Here is a 15,727-nt window from a genome sequence, read left to right on the forward strand (position 1 = left end):
ACTTATCTTCTGTCTAATTCATACATATTCCGAATTTTTTGATGGGAAACTGGAAATGCATATCTTTCCATCTCTTCCCTAGTTACTTTTCTTAACGACGTGTCTTCCCTGCAATGCTTTATTGTGCCAAAATACACAGAAATATTCCATACAAGGTGGGTAAAAATATGTTCAACAACACCTTGTATTTCACCGATATCAGCTTCTACCCCGAATCCATCCTTTAGAAAATCAGTTAATTGCTCTCGTTCTGTCTTATTCCCCTTTTCCGTTTCCAAATTAGCAAATTCCCACAAATTGGCCAACAGGCCGGAAGAAGGGCGTTTATGAATATAATAATTGCCATCTTCATCTTTCAGTACTGCTGCAGCAAGACTTTTTACCGCGGGCTTTTTCTTTTTGCTTTTGACAGGGAGCTCCCGTTCATAACCGCCTGCAAATGCGTTGCAATGAGCTTGAACAGGGCATAGCATGCACGAAGGGGATTTCGGGGTACAGATTATCGCCCCAAGCTCCATTAAGCCTTGGTTAAATTCGGATGGTTTTTCTTTTGAAATCATTTGTTCAGTTGCATAATCAAATATTTTTCTCGTTTTCGCCTTCGCAATATCATCCCATATCCCAAGTATTCTCGAGACGACTCTCATCACATTTCCGTCAACTGCGGGGATAGGAAGCTGATAAGCAATACTAAGAACAGCACCTTTCGTATATGGGCCAACACCCTTCAAACTGCCGAATTCCTCTGTGGAACGGGGAATTGTTCCTCCGTATTTTTCAGCCACTTCTTTTACTGCACTTTGTAAATTACGGACACGTGAGTAGTATCCCAATCCTTCCCAAGCCTTTAAAACCTTTTCTTCATCTGCCTCGGCCAAAGCTTGGACTGTAGGAAATTGCTTCGTGAAATTTTCGAAATACGGGATAACTGTTTCTACCCTCGTTTGCTGAAGCATGACTTCAGATACCCAAATTTTATAAGGATCTTGATCCAGTCTCCATGGCAGACTTCTTTTTTCCCTTTCGTACCAGTTGATTAAATCAGTTTGAAAATTCTCGATATTTATTGCAATTAGTTTATCTACAATGTTCTCCATTCTAAAACTCCTTGTTAACAATCTTAACTATAATGAAACTTTTTTATGTGCACGATTTGTTGTAAACTAAACACATATACGATAATATGTTACATTAAAAGCATTTGAAGAAAAAGCGAAAATGAACAATACCAAGAAATTCCCCCGATCGATTCATACAGGAGGTTTTCAATGGATACTGGCACTCACGTAGTCATGGGTATAGGGCTTGGAGGAATGGCAACATTGGATCCCGCAATCGGATCAAATCCTTCATTGGCACACGCTGTGATGCTTGCAACCTTAATAGGTTCACAGGCTCCTGATGTGGATACCATCTTAAAGTTAAAAAACAATGCTGTTTATATACGAAACCACAGAGGGTTTACCCATTCCATACCGGCAGTGGCGGCCTGGTCATTGCTCATTCCGGGTATCCTTTATTTATTTTTTCCGGAAGCGAGTTTCTTCCATTTATGGCTTTGGTCATTTATTGCTGTTGTATTACATGTATTTGTTGATATTTTTAATGCATATGGTACACAAGCAGTCCGCCCGTTTTCAAAAAAGTGGGTAGCCTTAGGCATAATTAATACATTTGACCCGTTTATTTTTTTGAGCCATATCGTCGCGATTTTAATTTGGTACGCCGGCGGGCATCCAGGCTTCACCTTTTTGGGTCTCTACATTATATTAGCCGGATATTACGGGCTCAGGATTTTCATGCAGCACCAAATTAAACAAAAGCTTCATGAAAAGTATGGCGATATCGAAGAAATTATCATTTCTCCAACAATGAAATTTAAACAATGGAGAATTGCAGTAAAAACAAAATCATCCTTTCACGTCGGCCGCTGCATGGACGGAAAGCTTGTCATGCTCGATACGTTTAACCGTGTCCCTGTACCTGACTCAGCTATTATGAAGGCTGCTAAAAAAGATGATAATTTATCTGCCTTCCTCTCTTTTTCTCCCGTATACAAATGGGAAGTCGATACGTATAAGGACCATTATGAAGTTAAATTTATTGACTTAAGATACAGAAGCAAAGGGCATTATCCATTTGTCGCAATCGTACGGATGGATAAGGAATTAGAAATTCTGTCCTCCTATACGGGATGGATTTTCAGTGAAGAAAAACTGCAAAAAAAATTAAAACTTGGCTCAGTTTAAGAGCCAAGTTTTTTTATTCTTCTGCAGTAGAATAAAGCTAAAAGCAGAAAAACTGCTGATACAGCTAAAGTAAGCTTGAGGAATGGCGGATAATAGGTAAGTTCTATGTTATTCTCACCACTTGCAATCGGTATGCCAATAAAGGAATAATTAGCTTTTTCTAACTCCCCTTTCTTTCCGTTAACTGTAACCTCCCATCCTTTTTCATAAGGCACAGGGATGACCATAAAACGGTCATTTTTTTCATTTTTCAAGTTGATATTGAGCTTATTCTTGTTCCAGTTGATCCTCGCTTCAGGGGGACTCTCCTCTTTCTTCTCTTCAAGAAGTTCATAGGATTCTGCATAAAGCTTCAGATCCTCTAGCTTATACTCCCCTTTTGGCAAACGGATCGATATCTTCTCTTGAGCAGGCACCCGAATCGTTAGTTGATTTACGCCTGTTTTATATATCGATTTATTCGATTTCCTGGACGTTTCGTATTGATTGACTCTCAATTCATAGAGCTCATCTGCCGCTTTATTTTCTAAATGGAAGCTGATATAGTAATCCTCTGCCTTGTTGGCATCTTGATCAGGAACGATAACATCAATTCCTCCTCGATCTCCGGTGACGGAAAGATCTCCGTTCTCATAGGTTGCATCGACCGTTTTCAGCTCAGAGTCTCCGATGATGTTATTTACTTGAGGTGGCTTTGCTTCATCATCGGCATTCTCCAGTACAATCCCTTCAAGCATAGCATGCTCCCTCGCAAGCGGAGGAGCATTTTTTAAAGAGTCCTCGGAATATGCTGTATTTTCCGTTCGGACAAACGGCAGCAGATTTGTGTTTTCATATGCTTCATAGTGTTTGTTTTCAAGCACCTTTGAAAAGCCGTAAGGGACATCTCCTGTTTTCCCGTTTTTCCCCTTTATAAAATACTTTCCGTAAAAGATGCTGTGCAAATTAGTGCGGTCTCCAAGACCAGCATATCTGCTTACGCTTTCTCTCTTCATATCTATATTCAGATCATACCAATACAGCTCAAGCAAGTCTCTGTTTAAAATACTTGAATATACGCTAAAGCCATTAAAATTCTGGATGATCGGCGTATTGTTTCTAGTATCTGTCATCCAGTCAATCCTTGCAAACGGGTCAGGATCACGGTCTTTTATTTCATTAATAAGCTGGCGTTGCTCATCTCCATCATACTCTTCACTATTTATGTAGGATTTTGATACTTTATATAAGTCTCCTACATTCCATAAAGTATGTTCTTGATAAGTGTTCACTGTAAAAATGCTTATTAAGATAACCGCCATTTGCAAAATGACAGGAAAGCGCCGGATTTTATTAAAGGCATATAAGATAAAGACAGCGATTATTGCAATAGCATAGATAACCATGTCAGTTTTTAGATCTTGTTCGCTCGCATCAAACAAAATATAGATCCAACGGGCAATAAGATAAATAAACAATCCAATAGACGCCGCAACAAGAACGCTTTTTTTCCCGACTTTAGAAAGCATTGTCATTCCTGCTGCCACTGCTCCGCCGATTGTAAATGACAATAGATATTCAAAGCGGTATTGAGGCGCTGATAAGCCATTAAATGCACTGGCAGCCATTGGGCTAAAATGAAGAAATATCAGCAAACCGCTTATCGATACAAATAATAGATACGTTCTGTTTTTGTAAAAGGAAAAAATAAATAGAAACAGAACAAATACAGCTGGCAAAACGATCGTACGGCTAGAAAAAAGAATATCATCTGATAATGCGAACCAATTAATCTTCTGATCATAGGCAGGCCGGAGATTATGTAAAAAACCGTATACAGATGTTACAAAAGAAAAAGCGCTGATGCCAAATGACAAAATAACGGAAACTGTATATAGCTTCAGCTGCTCCCACAGCGTGGCTTCATTTTCATCAATTTTTATAACATATCGGAAAACAGCGTATATGAATAGAAAAATTAGGTTTATGTATGCAAAATAAAAATTATTAATTAAGGTAAGCGAGCATGCAACGATTAATAATGCAGGCTTTCTTTCACGGATCACCCGTTCTGCACCTAGTACAAGCAATGGAACCCACAAAAAAGCGTCAGTGAAAAATTCCCAAAAACCCGTATGACGGAAATATATGACGGACAGTCCGTAAATACACGCCCCGGTAAAGGCAGCCAGTTTATTTTTTACCAGCTGGTAAAAGGCAAACCAGGCAGTCATTATAATAAATGCGAGCTTTCCTATGCTGATAAACACAGCAGATTGTGCCCAAAACAACGCATCAGGCTGGCCAATGATCGACAATGATTGCAAAAGAAATACAACTGCTACTGTCAGAATAAAAAACATCGAGGTTGTAAAATAATACCCCAGCTGGCTGAATATCCCTCCGCCCATTCCGAAAGAGTAGGAATAGAAGAAGTTTCCTTGCGTAAATTCTTCATATAAAAGCTTTTTAAATGTCACAATCTGCGATAACCCATCATTCGGGCCAACCATATATCTGCCGTTCCGCCACTCCGTCAGAAAAAAAGAATGGGCCAGTATGGAAATGAAGATGCTGCAAATCGCAACGATCCATCCTGTTTTTTTATTCATGCGGCCTCCTCGTTTTTTTCTTTTTTTAATATTTTCCCTGTTACAATATAAGTTACTGGGACTGTAATAAATAAAGCAGCTATTGGCGCAATCACACTCGACAGAGAAAAAACGTCGACAAATACATAGATCAATATAGAAGACATAATGACGTTAAACAATTGAGTGAGCGGAAATTGCAAAAATTTTGCTAAAGTTGGTTTCGTTTTAAACGTAAAAAAACAGTTCAGAAAAAAAGATATGACAAGGCTGATGACGAAACCCGTTAGATGGGCTGCCATATAATCGAAATGCGCCAGCTTAAGCAAAGAAAGATAAATCAAATAATAGGTGCCTGTATTTATTCCTCCGACAATGACAAATCGAAAAAATTCAAAGTTTATTTTTTTCATTTTTTTCCTCGTAGACAGTATTTGCTTCGTTTATTAGATAATGCGGGCGTTTCTTGGTCTCATAGTAAATTCTTCCGATATATTCGCCAATAACTCCAAGGCTTAATAACTGGATTCCGCCCAGGAAAAGTACAGCCGAAATAATTGTAAAATATCCGGGTACCGAGATTCCATCCTGCAATATTTTAACAAATGCGAACATGATATAAAATATTGACAGAAGAAGTATAAAAATACCAGCATAAAAACATACTCGTAATGGACGATTGTTAAATGATACGACTCCGTCAATGCCGTAATTAAATAAATTTCGTATCGACCATTTCGTTGTCCCGTTCTTCCGTTCGACATTTTCATAATAAATCGTTTTTTGCTCAAAACCAATCCAGCAAAACAGCCCCTTCGAAAAGCGGTTGCCTTCATTTAATTTGAGCAAAGCTTCAACCGCTTTTCTGCTTAGCAGGCGAAAATCGCCGACCCCGTCACGCAAGTCGACTTCAACCGCTTTGTTAATAAAGCGGTAATACATTGATGAAAGGTATGACCGGAATGGGCTGTCCCCTTTTCTGTTCCTCTGGGCTACGACCTGATCGAATCCCTCTTCATATCCATAAATAAAGTCCTTTAGCAAATAGGTTGGATGTTGAAGATCAGCATCCATCACAATGACAGCCTCTCCGGAAGCATGCTGCAGACCGGCAAGAATCGCTGGCTCTTTCCCGAAATTTCTTGAGAAGGATATATATTTTACTCTTCTGTCGATCCTCGATAATTCTTTCATTTCGTACAACGTATTGTCGGAGCTTCCATCATTTACATACAGAATTTCGCAATTATATTGAAAAGCATCAAATTCCTCGATTAATGCATCGTAAATTAACCTGACATTCTCCGCTTCATTATAGGATGGAATAACAATGGATATGATTCCGTTTTTCATAAATCCACCTTCTTTTGACTCACTTACAGATTGAAAAATCTTCGAGCCATTTTTTGACCGTTTCTTCAATTCAATTCATTCCTTATTGTAAAGCATAATAAGCGTACATAGTTGTAAAGAATTTGTGAATGCCTTTTTAGTATTTGCCTTTACATTATTTTTACGCGAGATATTTCGGCAACACAATAGCCCCCCTCACCAAGTGACGGGAGACTGACACTTTTAAGCTTAATGAAGCAGATAGTCATCAGAATTAAAAATATCTTTATATTTGGGATGATTGGATGGAAACAAATGCAGCTGGCTTCCATAGCTTTCTATCCACTCCAAAACCACGCGCTCAGTAGCGTCTTTTCCTTTATATTTCTGTCCGGCTTTTGCATAGGTCGATTCAAAATCCTCCCACAGAAGCTCTACCCATGTACGTGCCTGAGCATAGCTCAGCATGTCATTTTTCTCTAAAAGAGCTGCCGTCAGCTTTTCAAAGTAGGTGTTCATGTCCCTTACCTCCTTTTTGCAGGAAAAAACTTTCACTGTATTAAACCATTGTACTCCATATAATAACCTTACGTCTTCTTATATGAAGACGCAACAATTAACTAGGGTGGGATGGACCAATGAGAAACAAAGCAAAGGATTTCCCCAATTTAAATACAAGCAACTTTGAAGGGGCACCCCGCCCACTAGATAATTATGCCTCAAAACGTCCTGATGGTTCAACGAATACCCGACCGCAAGAACGAATGCGGGCTTCCGGGAAGGATTGACAAGAAAAGGAGAAGTTCCGAGTAACATAGGAATTCTCCTTGTTCTTATTTCACCAAAAGAGAAATTGGCACTGCCTCCTCCTTTTCAGGGGTTTCACGGCGAAACCCCCAAGCGAACACGCCATTAAGATACTTCACAAAAAATTCCTCATTTGAACCTTCAATCTTATAGTTCGTTTGTGTCTTAATGTTTTCAGGATTCAATAAATACGATTTTGCCATTGCTATTTTTCTTTCGAGTACAGAAAATTCGTTAATAATCCCCAGCTGCTCTGCTTTCCTCGCTTTCTCAGCAAGCGCCGCAATTTCTGTCTTCAATTCATATTCCGACATTTCACTATATCTTTTCTCCATGATCTTCCCTCTTTTCTAAAAAGCTTTCGATCATGTCAGCGTCGAAGCCTTTGCGAAATAAAAATTGCTTGACCTTCATTTTTTTTTCAAATGTCCCATCGTACTTATATTTCTTCATTGCTTTTTCAGCATGAAGAGTTAGTACCTCTTGTTCTTCCTCTTCATTATTTTCAAACTCAATCTCATCGAGAACCGCATTGATCACATCAAACGGGAAACCCTTTCTGGCAAGCTGCTGTTGAATCAGCTGGCTCGTTTCCTTCGTGGACACCTTTTTTCCTTTTTTTAAAAATTTTTGGGTGAGAACCTTTGCCTCTTCCATCTGGTCTTCAAAAGAAAACGTCTGTAAAGCATCCGTGATCGCTTCCTCGGAAACCCCTTTTTCTTTAAGCTCTCTTTTTAGAACTGCCGGACCTTTACGATTAGTTTTCCGATGGGTGCTTACGTACGCTTCGGCAAAAGACGCATCATTTAAATAATTTAACTCCTTGAGCCTGTAGATGATTTCAGTTGAAGCCGAGAAAGAAACTTCTTTTTTAGCAAGAAAATCTCTTACTTCTTTTTCCGACCTCATTCGAAAGGATAAATAGCCAATCGCTTTGTGGAATCCCTTTTTTACGTCATCCGCAAACCGAATTTCTTCAATTTGCAAATCATCAAGTTCCTTGCCTTTTCGCAAATTAAATTGTGCCACAACATCCAATTCAACACTGAAGGCGTACTTATTATCGAGAAAAACATTAACACGATCTTTGTTTTTTTCCTGTGCTGATATTTTTGTAATATAGGCCACTTTTACACCCCCAATCAAATGCGTTTTATTCTGATTAAGAACTGTCATAATAGGGTAAGGTCATATAGTTAGGATGGGAGCGGTCTTTTATGAATATTGCAATTACGGGCGGTACAGGTTTTATAGGAGAACATCTGACAAAAACTTTGACCACTCGCGGGCATCATGTTTATATTTTAACAAGAAATCCAAAGAAAGCCGAAGAAAATGTTACATACGTCAAGTGGGTAACAGATGATTCGGCTCCTGAAAGCAGCCTTCCAGACATCGATGCTTGGATTAATCTGGCAGGAAAATCAATCTTTACACGTTGGACGAGAAAAAATAAAGACGCAATTCTCACCAGCAGGATTCAAGCAACTAGAGAAGTCAAACGCTTAATTGAGGCCAATGAGAAAAATCCGGCTGTCCTTATCCAAGCGAGTGCAGTGGGGATTTACGGCACCTCAATTGAAAACACCTTTACAGAGGATTCTGTTACCTCAAATGAAGATTTCTTAAGCCATGTTTCTCACAAATGGGAAGAGGAAGCAAGACAAATTGAAAGCCTTGGAATCCGGACAGTCTATACAAGATTCGGCATTGTCCTGGGAGCAAACGGCGGATCGCTGCTAATGATGAAGCTGCCCTATATATTTTTTGGTGGCGGGCCTATCGGATCCGGCAAGCAGTGGTTATCCTGGATACATGTAGACGATGCTTGTGACCTGATCATGAATGCCATCAGCAGGCAGGATATCTCTGGCCCACTAAACATTACGTCCCCGAATCCCATAGAGATGAATGAATTGGGTCGATCGATTGGTTCTGCTATGGGCCGCCCTCATTGGTTAAAGGCGCCTGCTCCTTTGCTCCAGCTTGCACTTGGCGAAATGAGCATGATGATTTTGAAGGGCCAGCGTGTCCTTCCAAAAAAAGCTTTATTGCAGGACTACAATTATAATTTCCCTCATATAAATGAAGCCCTCGATAATCTCATACAATCATAGTAACGTCACGAATTGATTGGAGATGCCAAATGAGCGAAAAGCTTTTATTCAAAAGGGGAAATTTGTATCCAATAACGGGGAAGCCTCTTTATGAGACCGATTTACTCGTGCAAAATGGCAAAATTGCTGAGATCAGCCGATCCATAACAATAGAATCAGCAGACCGGATTATAGATTGTAAAGATAAATATATTTTCCCAGGCCTGATTGACGTCCACACCCATATTGGCTTATATGACGAAGGAACGGGATGGGCTGGCAATGACGCCAACGAATCGATTGAACCAATTACGCCGCATATCAGGGCGTTGGACAGCTGCCACCAATTCGATCCGGCATTTAAAGATGCAATAAAGCACGGGATTACCGCTGTTCATATCATGCCCGGAAGCTCAAATGTCATCGGCGGTACAACTTCTGTCATTAAAACAGCCGGTACAACACTTGAAGAAATGATGGTAAAAGAAACTGCGGGACTTAAAATTGCATTTGGCGAAAATCCTAAACGAATACACAGCCATGGGGCAAAGGAATCCATTACTAGAATGGGCATTATGGGGATGCTGAGAGAAGCGTTTTACTCTGCTCAAAAAAATGCGGAATGTGATTTCAGACAGCTGCCAATTTTACAAGCATTGGAGCGAAAAATTCCGGTGCGAATCCACGCTCATCGCGCCGATGATATTATGTCGGCGATTCGATTCAGTGAAGAATTTAACCTCGATTACCGGATTGAGCATTGTACGGAAGGACATCTCATTACAGCTGTTCTCGCCGAAAAAAAAGCGAAGGTCAGCATCGGACCAACTTTGACAAGGCGGTCAAAAGTCGAGCTGAAAAATAAGAGCTGGTCCACCTATCGTATCCTGGCTGAAGCAGGCGTAGACATCTCAATTACAACCGACCATCCTTATACTCCGATTCAATACTTAAATATTGCGGCTTCTATTGCAGTCAGAGAAGGTATGGATGAACAAAGTGCGTTGGAAGGCATTACGATCAACCCAGCCAGAAATTTAGGAATTGACGATCGGTTAGGCAGCCTTGAGCCCGGAAAAGATGCGGATTTATCTGTTTGGAACGGGCACCTTTTTCACTATCTTGCCAAGCCTGTCTTAACTTTGATTAATGGAAAAATCGTGTTTCAATCCGCAAGTCAAACTTTGTAATATTACGTCGTAAAATATTTACAAAAAAGGTGTATCATTTTTTCTTTTATTCGAGTACTATAATTTTGAACTGATTTATTTTCTAATGTCAATTGAATCAGGGAAGGCAAATGGTGAGCCACCGCACGACGGTTCTAGTGGGTTCGATTCCCACCCCGAAATTTTTTTATTTTTATTTTAGAAAAGCATTCCTTAAAGGGATATACCTTTTCTTTGATTTGAAAAAATTTCGAGGGTGGAAAGAGTCACTTATACCGGCTGTGACTACCCTCGGTGTTATGGAGGGAGCCCATGCTAAAAAAACGTGAAATCACTGACAGCCACGCGCTTTATGAATTAATGATTGACCCGCAAATTTTCCCATATGTCCGCTATAAAGCGGAATCAATGGAAGAATATATGTTTCAAATTAAAAATTTAATCGAGGCCGAAGAGCAAGGCAAACTCATCTCCCGTACGATTATTGACGAATGGGGAACGCCGATTGGTTCGATCAGCCTTTTTGACATAGTTGATAAAGCAGGTTTTTTAGCAACCTGGCTCGGAAAGCCGTATCACGGAAAAGGCTATAATCAGCCTGCAAAGGAACAATTTTTTAATGAGCTTTTTTACGAGAAAGACATTGAAACAATTTTTATGAAAATCCGCAAGACAAATGTCCGCTCGCTTAAAGCTGCTGAAAAGCTTCCGTATGTCTTAAAAGCAGATGAGTCGAGAAAAGCCTTGCTTGATCAAATTAACCAAGGACTGGACGTTTACCATCTGTTTGAGATTCCAAAGGATTTATATACATTGCATCTACTCAGAATTCAACAGGAACAAGAGGAAGAGCAATTAAAAGAAGCGTAAACCGAAATCGCCCGATAGCAGCGGGTGGTTTTTTTTATTCAGTTCAAGATTTATCAAATGACAGGTGATACACCCTTCCCTTGTTCAATCCACTGTATGTGAGATTCATGGATTGCATGATTCTCTTTGCGACCGCGGATGATTGCAAGTCCAAATAGTCTCTTAGCTCGTGATTCGTTATTGTCGAATTTATCAGCAGCGAATAATCTTTTAGCGGTTGAATATGGGCATCCTGGGTTTTGCTGAGACACTTTTCGCAAATCCAAGTTCCATGCGTCCTTAATAAGGGCCTGTGATTGCAATGGAGACATACTGCTCCTTTTAAAATTTCTGCTTTTTTTATTTGGTATTTTTCTAAAATGGGGTAGTCTTCTGGAATGTGCAGCCTTTTGATAGCGCGAACAGCTTTTTTAAGTTCTTTTTCTGAAAAAGCCTGCTCTTTGATTGTATTTTCTAATTGGATTATTTTCGAAGGAAGTGCATCGCGGTGAATGACTTTGCGGCCTAAATCACGGTTTTCTGGTGAGGTTCTGATAATAGTTTCTGGGTTGCTTATGACGACGAATGAGAATACCGGAACATTTCGTAAACGATTGGTTGAGAGCCAATTTCTCAGTTGTATTTCTTGACGTTCGATTTGCAGGATCGGATCTGGAAAAGCTCTCTCCGTACCATCCTTTGTTCGGATAAGCTAATTGAACGTAGGATCGAAATATAACGAACCAGCAATATTTTTGACTTCTAAAATCAGCGCAAATTTTTGCGACAGCACAAGCGTATCCATTTGAAAATAACGGGATGAATCCTGTAGTCTCAGATCATGAAAAATGAAGTAGTCTTTCTCAGCTATAAAACTTAGCGGAAAATCTAGAGCAGTCTCCCCTCTATAGCCTGCTGTTCTTTTTTTGAGCTCCTCGGTTATTAGTGGAATTTTCGGATGATTCGAAGGAAGATTTCGAAGCAAAGCTTGTAATTTTTAAATCGAACGAGGAATTTCACGCTTTTTTATAATCATTCAACCACTCCTGTTGTTTTTTCTCTTTCTGCTAGTTCAACAATGGGTCACAAATACCTGCTGGATCTCTAATTTCAAATTTTATCGGCGATTTTTTTATTTTATCGTCGGAATTTCGAATATATCGACGAAAACCACTCATTTATCGGCGATATTTTCAATATATCGATTACTCGACAAGATCCAACATCCTAAGCAGTGTATCAAAAAAATGAATAAAGGATATCCTTTAGATGAAATCCTAATATGCAGGGAGTGAATCATTTGGCAAGTAAAAAGAAAACTGAGCAGGAACAGTCTCGTCTAAGAAAAATGCAAGAGGTTACATATGCAAGGGAATTTAGAAGAGCAGACAGAGCCTCAGGCAGAAAATAATTTGCAGGTTAGGAGCTAAAAAAATGAACAAAAAACAGGATGATATTACAGAAAAAGCATTAAATGAAACCGATGGGGTTTACGAGGAATATTCAACTGAACTGGCGGACGCCGACGATGTGGAAGCGCAAAAACGGGCGGATGCTGCGGACAGACGCGCAAGAAGCAGTGAGAATAAATAAGAAAAAGCAGGTCCAATTGGATCTGCTTTTATTTCTATTGTTTTGGGACCGCCTGTGTTAAACCTTGTATAAGATCGCCCTTTACATCTGCCCAAATCGCTCGATCCGTTGTAAACAGGATAGAAATTTCTTTAACAAATTCTTTAAATGCTTGTTCGTAATCAGCCGATTCTTTAACTGGTAGCTTTTCTTTTAACGTATCGACTTTCTCCTGAACTTGAGGAGCCCTTGGACCCCATTTCCCTATTTCATTTCCGTCTTTATCCAGAAAAATAATAATTGGAATCGATCTTGCATTCCCATTTGTTAAGTATTGGTCCATGAGCTCCAGATTTTCATCCCGGATCAGGTAACGTGCTTCGAGCAGAGCTTCATCCGCAATTCTCATAAAAATCGGCAGGTTCACCATTGCATCGCCGCACCAATCAGCCGTCAGAATAACTGCTTTCAACTGCTCCTTCTGTAATCCTTGCAGCAGTGTTTTTTCATCCTCATCCAAATTAACCTCGTTGTAGACTTTCAGCAAGTTTTCTTTATGGGTTTCCATACTGAAAATATACTCATGCTGCTTCAATCCTTTTTCAAACCATGCTTGAAGGTTCATACTTCCTCATCTCCTTACACATTTTTACCAGCCCATTCTTTCACGAAGCGAAGTAATATGGGCGATATGATGCCGTGAATGCCATGAATACGTGCCGATTGCCTGATAAACGGCAAACTTTTCTTTATCTTCAGGATGGTAATAGGTCTTGTAATAATCTTTTTCCTCAAGCCCTTTTAAAAGGATCACCCATCTTTCATGAAGAGCGGAAAGAAGTTGAATGGAGACCTCGGGCTGAGTATCGTGCGAATCAGGAAGTTCTGCCCAGAGATGCTCAGCATATGGTCTAATCACTGGATTCTCTTCTGTTAACGCCAATTTAAAGCGAACATAGGCGTTCATATGGCTGTCTGGAAGATGGTTTACTACTTGCCAAACGGTCCATCCCCCTTCTCGATAAGGAGTAAGTAGCTGCTCCTTTTTTAGCCCCTGGATGGCTTCCTTCAGCAACACAGGTGCTTTTTGAAGAGTTTCAATTGATTCGTCAATGCTTGCCTGATCAAATGTCTGTAAAACCTCGTGTTTTCCTATTGGATATTTCAAATGATCCATCTGCAGCTCTCCCTTTTACATACTCTGAATGATTTCATTTTATTGATTGGAAAGTCAGAGTTCAATTAAAAGATCGTGAGTGATTACTCACTTTACAATAAGAAAAGCATATGGTACTTTAAATGAGTGATTACTCACTTTTTATTCTAGGGAGGAGAATGAAATGATGACAGCCGTAACAATTTCTAATTTGAGTAAAAGCTATCAATCCAGGTCCGTTTTAGCCGATATCAATTTTTCGATAAAAAAAGGGGAGATTTTTGGCCTTTTAGGACCATCTGGATCTGGAAAAACAACGTTAATTAAGATGATTATCGGTATGGAGAAGCCGAACGAGGGCGAAGTTCATGTTCTTGATACGGTTATGCCAAATTTACCCGTATTAAATCAAATCGGATACATGGGCCAGGCGGATGCCTTGTATGAGGATCTTACTGCCAAAGAAAATCTTTCTTTTTTTGCTACACTGTATGGTTTAAAAAAGCACGAACGGAAATTCAAGATTGACCAAGTGCTGAACCTAGTCGATTTGCAAGATCATAAGGATAAAAAAACCGGCCAGTTTTCAGGCGGGATGAAACGACGCTTGTCTCTCGCGATCGCCCTGTTGCACAACCCGGTTTTGCTCGCACTTGATGAACCAACTGTCGGTATCGACCCTCTGCTTAGGAAATCTATTTGGAATGAGCTCGAGCAGCTAAAGAATAATGGAGTTTCCATTCTTGTCACCACCCATGTCATGGATGAAGCTGAAAAGTGTGACAGATTAGCGTTGATTCGTGATGGCAGACTGATCGGGGTAAACACACCGAAAGGCTTTAAAGAACAATACGGCATATCGTCAATTGAAGAAATTTTTCTTATGAATAGAGGAGACGAAGCATGAGAATAAAAGCGCTTGTTACCAAAATCATTCAACAGTTTTTCTGGGACAAACGGACGTTGTTATTAATGCTTTTTGCCCCGCTTCTCGTACTGACTCTAGCCAATCTTGTTTTAAACAATGAAAATGCTGTTTTTCACACAGGAGGTTACCAGCTTCCAGACGGTCTTGTAAGCAAATTGGAAAAAGAAAATATTGAAGTGGAGGACTACAGCTCGAACCAGCCGAAAAGTGCGATTGAAAATGATCAGCTTGATGCGTTTTTCAGCTTTGGATCGGACGGTCTTTCCGTTACACTCGACAACAGCAGCCAAAATACAAAAGAAATTCTCGGCACATTGCAAAGAATTCAGCAGCCTAAAGGACAATCAGATACCGTGTCTGTGGACTATGCCTATAGCGATGATGAGCTTTCAAGCTTTGACTATACAGGACCTGTGCTTGTCGGATTATTTATTTTCTTTTTCGTCTTTTTAGTGGCGGGGATCTCCTTTTTACGAGAACGAACAAAAGGAACGCTGGAACGAATTCTGGCCACTCCATTAAAACGATATGAAATCGTTGCAGGCTACAGTATCGGATTTGGGCTATTTACGGTTTTGCAATCGATCGTAATTACTTGGTTCGCGATCCAAATCTTGAATTTATACAACTCCGGATCGATTGGCCTTATTCTTATCATTACCATTCTTCTATCTTTAACAGCTTTAACTCTAGGAACCTTTTTATCTACATTTGCAAACAATGAGCTGCAGCTGATTCAGTTTATTCCGCTTGTCATTGTTCCGCAAGTATTTTTTTCAGGCTTGTTTCCGTTAGATGGACTGCCGTCTTGGCTGGAATCCGTAAGCTTTGTGATGCCGCTGTATTATGGAGCAGATGCGCTAAAAGCAGTCATGCTAAAAGGACAGGGATTTCCACAGATCCAAACCGATCTGTTCGTTCTCATTGGTTTTATCACAGCATTTGCCCTGCTGAATATCTTCACTTTAAAAAAATACAGACGGTTGTAATTCGATCAGC

General features: G+C 39.9%; 20 protein-coding genes. 9 read left to right on the forward strand and 11 right to left on the reverse strand.

What is annotated here, in order from left to right:
* Window positions 1–2: 2 nt before the first annotated feature.
* Window positions 3–1,097, reverse strand: a complete 1,095-nt coding sequence (gene mutY, locus JOC74_RS20615) for an A/G-specific adenine glycosylase (protein ID WP_053602129.1) — start codon at window positions 1,095–1,097, stop codon at window positions 3–5.
* A 171-nt stretch (window positions 1,098–1,268) separates the two neighbouring features.
* Here mutY and JOC74_RS20620 point away from each other — a divergent pair, with 171 nt between their 5' ends.
* Window positions 1,269–2,249 (forward strand): metal-dependent hydrolase, encoded by a 981-nt coding sequence (locus tag JOC74_RS20620; protein ID WP_053602128.1) that lies wholly within the window; start codon window positions 1,269–1,271, stop codon window positions 2,247–2,249.
* On the opposite strand, the gene JOC74_RS20625 is transcribed toward JOC74_RS20620, so the two are convergent.
* The 4 genes from JOC74_RS20625 to JOC74_RS20640 form a co-directional block, all read right to left on the reverse strand.
* Entirely contained in the window at window positions 2,246–4,840 is a 2,595-nt protein-coding gene (locus JOC74_RS20625; protein WP_053602127.1) for a YfhO family protein, read from the reverse strand. The two genes, JOC74_RS20620 and JOC74_RS20625, sit on opposite strands and share 4 nt — an antisense overlap.
* The gene (locus JOC74_RS20630) at window positions 4,837–5,232 is read right to left on the reverse strand and encodes a GtrA family protein (RefSeq protein WP_053602126.1); all 396 of its coding nucleotides are present in this window, start codon (window positions 5,230–5,232) and stop codon (window positions 4,837–4,839) included. The genes JOC74_RS20625 and JOC74_RS20630 overlap by 4 nt, the downstream gene beginning before the upstream one ends.
* Complete coding sequence (locus JOC74_RS20635) at window positions 5,213–6,172, reverse strand: glycosyltransferase family 2 protein (protein ID WP_053605943.1); 960 nt, start codon at window positions 6,170–6,172, stop codon at window positions 5,213–5,215. The genes JOC74_RS20630 and JOC74_RS20635 overlap by 20 nt, the downstream gene beginning before the upstream one ends.
* Before the next feature lie 228 nt (window positions 6,173–6,400).
* Window positions 6,401–6,670 (reverse strand): YfhJ family protein, encoded by a 270-nt coding sequence (locus tag JOC74_RS20640; RefSeq protein ID WP_053602125.1) that lies wholly within the window; start codon window positions 6,668–6,670, stop codon window positions 6,401–6,403.
* 119 nt (window positions 6,671–6,789) lie between these two features.
* Here JOC74_RS20640 and sspK point away from each other — a divergent pair, with 119 nt between their 5' ends.
* Window positions 6,790–6,939 carry a small, acid-soluble spore protein K gene (gene sspK, locus JOC74_RS20645; RefSeq protein WP_053602124.1) on the forward strand — a complete coding sequence of 50 codons (150 nt, stop codon included), beginning with the start codon at window positions 6,790–6,792 and terminating at the stop codon, window positions 6,937–6,939.
* A 45-nt stretch (window positions 6,940–6,984) separates the two neighbouring features.
* Here sspK and JOC74_RS20650 read toward each other — a convergent pair whose 3' ends face one another.
* Both JOC74_RS20650 and recX read right to left on the reverse strand, forming a co-directional pair.
* Entirely contained in the window at window positions 6,985–7,293 is a 309-nt protein-coding gene (locus JOC74_RS20650) for a YfhH family protein (protein WP_053602123.1), read from the reverse strand.
* The gene (gene recX / locus JOC74_RS20655) at window positions 7,277–8,086 is read right to left on the reverse strand and encodes a recombination regulator RecX (RefSeq protein ID WP_053602122.1); all 810 of its coding nucleotides are present in this window, start codon (window positions 8,084–8,086) and stop codon (window positions 7,277–7,279) included. Before recX ends, JOC74_RS20650 begins: the two co-directional genes overlap by 17 nt.
* An 89-nt stretch (window positions 8,087–8,175) precedes the next feature.
* Here recX and JOC74_RS20660 point away from each other — a divergent pair, with 89 nt between their 5' ends.
* The 3 genes from JOC74_RS20660 to JOC74_RS20670 all read left to right on the forward strand — a co-directional run bounded on the left by JOC74_RS20660 (window position 8,176) and on the right by JOC74_RS20670 (window position 11,093).
* Window positions 8,176–9,075: a TIGR01777 family oxidoreductase gene (locus tag JOC74_RS20660; RefSeq protein WP_053602121.1), complete on the forward strand. Its 900-nt coding sequence runs from the start codon at window positions 8,176–8,178 to the stop codon at window positions 9,073–9,075.
* 29 nt (window positions 9,076–9,104) lie between these two features.
* Window positions 9,105–10,244 (forward strand): amidohydrolase, encoded by a 1,140-nt coding sequence (locus JOC74_RS20665; RefSeq protein ID WP_053602120.1) that lies wholly within the window; start codon window positions 9,105–9,107, stop codon window positions 10,242–10,244.
* Window positions 10,245–10,535: 291 nt separating this feature from the next.
* Window positions 10,536–11,093, forward strand: coding sequence for a GNAT family N-acetyltransferase (locus JOC74_RS20670; protein ID WP_053602118.1), 558 nt, complete (start codon window positions 10,536–10,538; stop codon window positions 11,091–11,093).
* A gap of 53 nt (window positions 11,094–11,146) precedes the next feature.
* On the opposite strand, the gene JOC74_RS23730 is transcribed toward JOC74_RS20670, so the two are convergent.
* Both JOC74_RS23730 and JOC74_RS23735 read right to left on the reverse strand, forming a co-directional pair.
* Window positions 11,147–11,404 carry a hypothetical protein gene (locus JOC74_RS23730; protein WP_225970316.1) on the reverse strand — a complete coding sequence of 86 codons (258 nt, stop codon included), beginning with the start codon at window positions 11,402–11,404 and terminating at the stop codon, window positions 11,147–11,149.
* Between the two features lie 380 nt (window positions 11,405–11,784).
* Complete coding sequence (locus JOC74_RS23735) at window positions 11,785–12,057, reverse strand: nuclease-related domain-containing protein (RefSeq protein WP_225970315.1); 273 nt, start codon at window positions 12,055–12,057, stop codon at window positions 11,785–11,787.
* A gap of 315 nt (window positions 12,058–12,372) precedes the next feature.
* Between JOC74_RS23735 and JOC74_RS20680 the strand changes: the two genes are divergently transcribed.
* Both JOC74_RS20680 and JOC74_RS20685 read left to right on the forward strand, forming a co-directional pair.
* Complete coding sequence (locus JOC74_RS20680) at window positions 12,373–12,483, forward strand: YfhE family protein (RefSeq protein WP_225970314.1); 111 nt, start codon at window positions 12,373–12,375, stop codon at window positions 12,481–12,483.
* A gap of 23 nt (window positions 12,484–12,506) precedes the next feature.
* Window positions 12,507–12,665: a YfhD family protein gene (locus JOC74_RS20685; protein ID WP_082363639.1), complete on the forward strand. Its 159-nt coding sequence runs from the start codon at window positions 12,507–12,509 to the stop codon at window positions 12,663–12,665.
* Between the two features lie 34 nt (window positions 12,666–12,699).
* On the opposite strand, the gene JOC74_RS20690 is transcribed toward JOC74_RS20685, so the two are convergent.
* Both JOC74_RS20690 and JOC74_RS20695 read right to left on the reverse strand, forming a co-directional pair.
* Window positions 12,700–13,269: a thioredoxin family protein gene (locus tag JOC74_RS20690; RefSeq protein ID WP_053602117.1), complete on the reverse strand. Its 570-nt coding sequence runs from the start codon at window positions 13,267–13,269 to the stop codon at window positions 12,700–12,702.
* A 24-nt stretch (window positions 13,270–13,293) separates the two neighbouring features.
* Window positions 13,294–13,827 carry a YfiT family bacillithiol transferase gene (locus JOC74_RS20695; RefSeq protein WP_376773424.1) on the reverse strand — a complete coding sequence of 178 codons (534 nt, stop codon included), beginning with the start codon at window positions 13,825–13,827 and terminating at the stop codon, window positions 13,294–13,296.
* A gap of 160 nt (window positions 13,828–13,987) precedes the next feature.
* Here JOC74_RS20695 and JOC74_RS20700 point away from each other — a divergent pair, with 160 nt between their 5' ends.
* Window positions 13,988–14,707: an ABC transporter ATP-binding protein gene (locus tag JOC74_RS20700; RefSeq protein WP_053605942.1), complete on the forward strand. Its 720-nt coding sequence runs from the start codon at window positions 13,988–13,990 to the stop codon at window positions 14,705–14,707.
* A complete protein-coding gene (locus JOC74_RS20705) occupies window positions 14,704–15,717 on the forward strand; it encodes an ABC transporter permease (protein ID WP_053602115.1) in 1,014 nt (337 codons plus the stop codon). Before JOC74_RS20700 ends, JOC74_RS20705 begins: the two co-directional genes overlap by 4 nt.
* The last annotated feature ends 10 nt before the right edge of the window (window positions 15,718–15,727 follow it).

Origin of the sequence: Bacillus capparidis (assembly GCF_017832095.1) — a bacterium.
Taxonomy (GTDB): domain Bacteria; phylum Bacillota; class Bacilli; order Bacillales; family Bacillaceae; genus Bacillus; species Bacillus gobiensis.

Excerpts from the sequence above, each read along its gene's own strand:
- JOC74_RS20690 (WP_053602117.1), bottom strand. The coding sequence starts at position 13,269 with ATGAACCTTCAAGCATGGTTTGAAAAAGGATTGAAGCAGCATGAGTAT.
- JOC74_RS20620 (WP_053602128.1), top strand. The coding sequence starts at position 1,269 with ATGGATACTGGCACTCACGTAGTCATGGGTATAGGGCTTGGAGGAATG.
- sspK (WP_053602124.1), top strand. The coding sequence starts at position 6,790 with ATGAGAAACAAAGCAAAGGATTTCCCCAATTTAAATACAAGCAACTTT.
- JOC74_RS20660 (WP_053602121.1), top strand. The coding sequence starts at position 8,176 with ATGAATATTGCAATTACGGGCGGTACAGGTTTTATAGGAGAACATCTG.
- JOC74_RS20670 (WP_053602118.1), top strand. The coding sequence starts at position 10,536 with ATGCTAAAAAAACGTGAAATCACTGACAGCCACGCGCTTTATGAATTA.
- JOC74_RS20685 (WP_082363639.1), top strand. The coding sequence starts at position 12,507 with ATGAACAAAAAACAGGATGATATTACAGAAAAAGCATTAAATGAAACC.
- JOC74_RS23730 (WP_225970316.1), bottom strand. The coding sequence starts at position 11,404 with ATGTCTCCATTGCAATCACAGGCCCTTATTAAGGACGCATGGAACTTG.
- JOC74_RS20640 (WP_053602125.1), bottom strand. The coding sequence starts at position 6,670 with ATGAACACCTACTTTGAAAAGCTGACGGCAGCTCTTTTAGAGAAAAAT.
- JOC74_RS20700 (WP_053605942.1), top strand. The coding sequence starts at position 13,988 with ATGACAGCCGTAACAATTTCTAATTTGAGTAAAAGCTATCAATCCAGG.
- JOC74_RS20625 (WP_053602127.1), bottom strand. The coding sequence starts at position 4,840 with ATGAATAAAAAAACAGGATGGATCGTTGCGATTTGCAGCATCTTCATT.
- JOC74_RS20650 (WP_053602123.1), bottom strand. The coding sequence starts at position 7,293 with ATGGAGAAAAGATATAGTGAAATGTCGGAATATGAATTGAAGACAGAA.
- JOC74_RS20705 (WP_053602115.1), top strand. The coding sequence starts at position 14,704 with ATGAGAATAAAAGCGCTTGTTACCAAAATCATTCAACAGTTTTTCTGG.
- mutY (WP_053602129.1), bottom strand. The coding sequence starts at position 1,097 with ATGGAGAACATTGTAGATAAACTAATTGCAATAAATATCGAGAATTTT.
- JOC74_RS20630 (WP_053602126.1), bottom strand. The coding sequence starts at position 5,232 with ATGAAAAAAATAAACTTTGAATTTTTTCGATTTGTCATTGTCGGAGGA.
- JOC74_RS20665 (WP_053602120.1), top strand. The coding sequence starts at position 9,105 with ATGAGCGAAAAGCTTTTATTCAAAAGGGGAAATTTGTATCCAATAACG.
- JOC74_RS20635 (WP_053605943.1), bottom strand. The coding sequence starts at position 6,172 with ATGAAAAACGGAATCATATCCATTGTTATTCCATCCTATAATGAAGCG.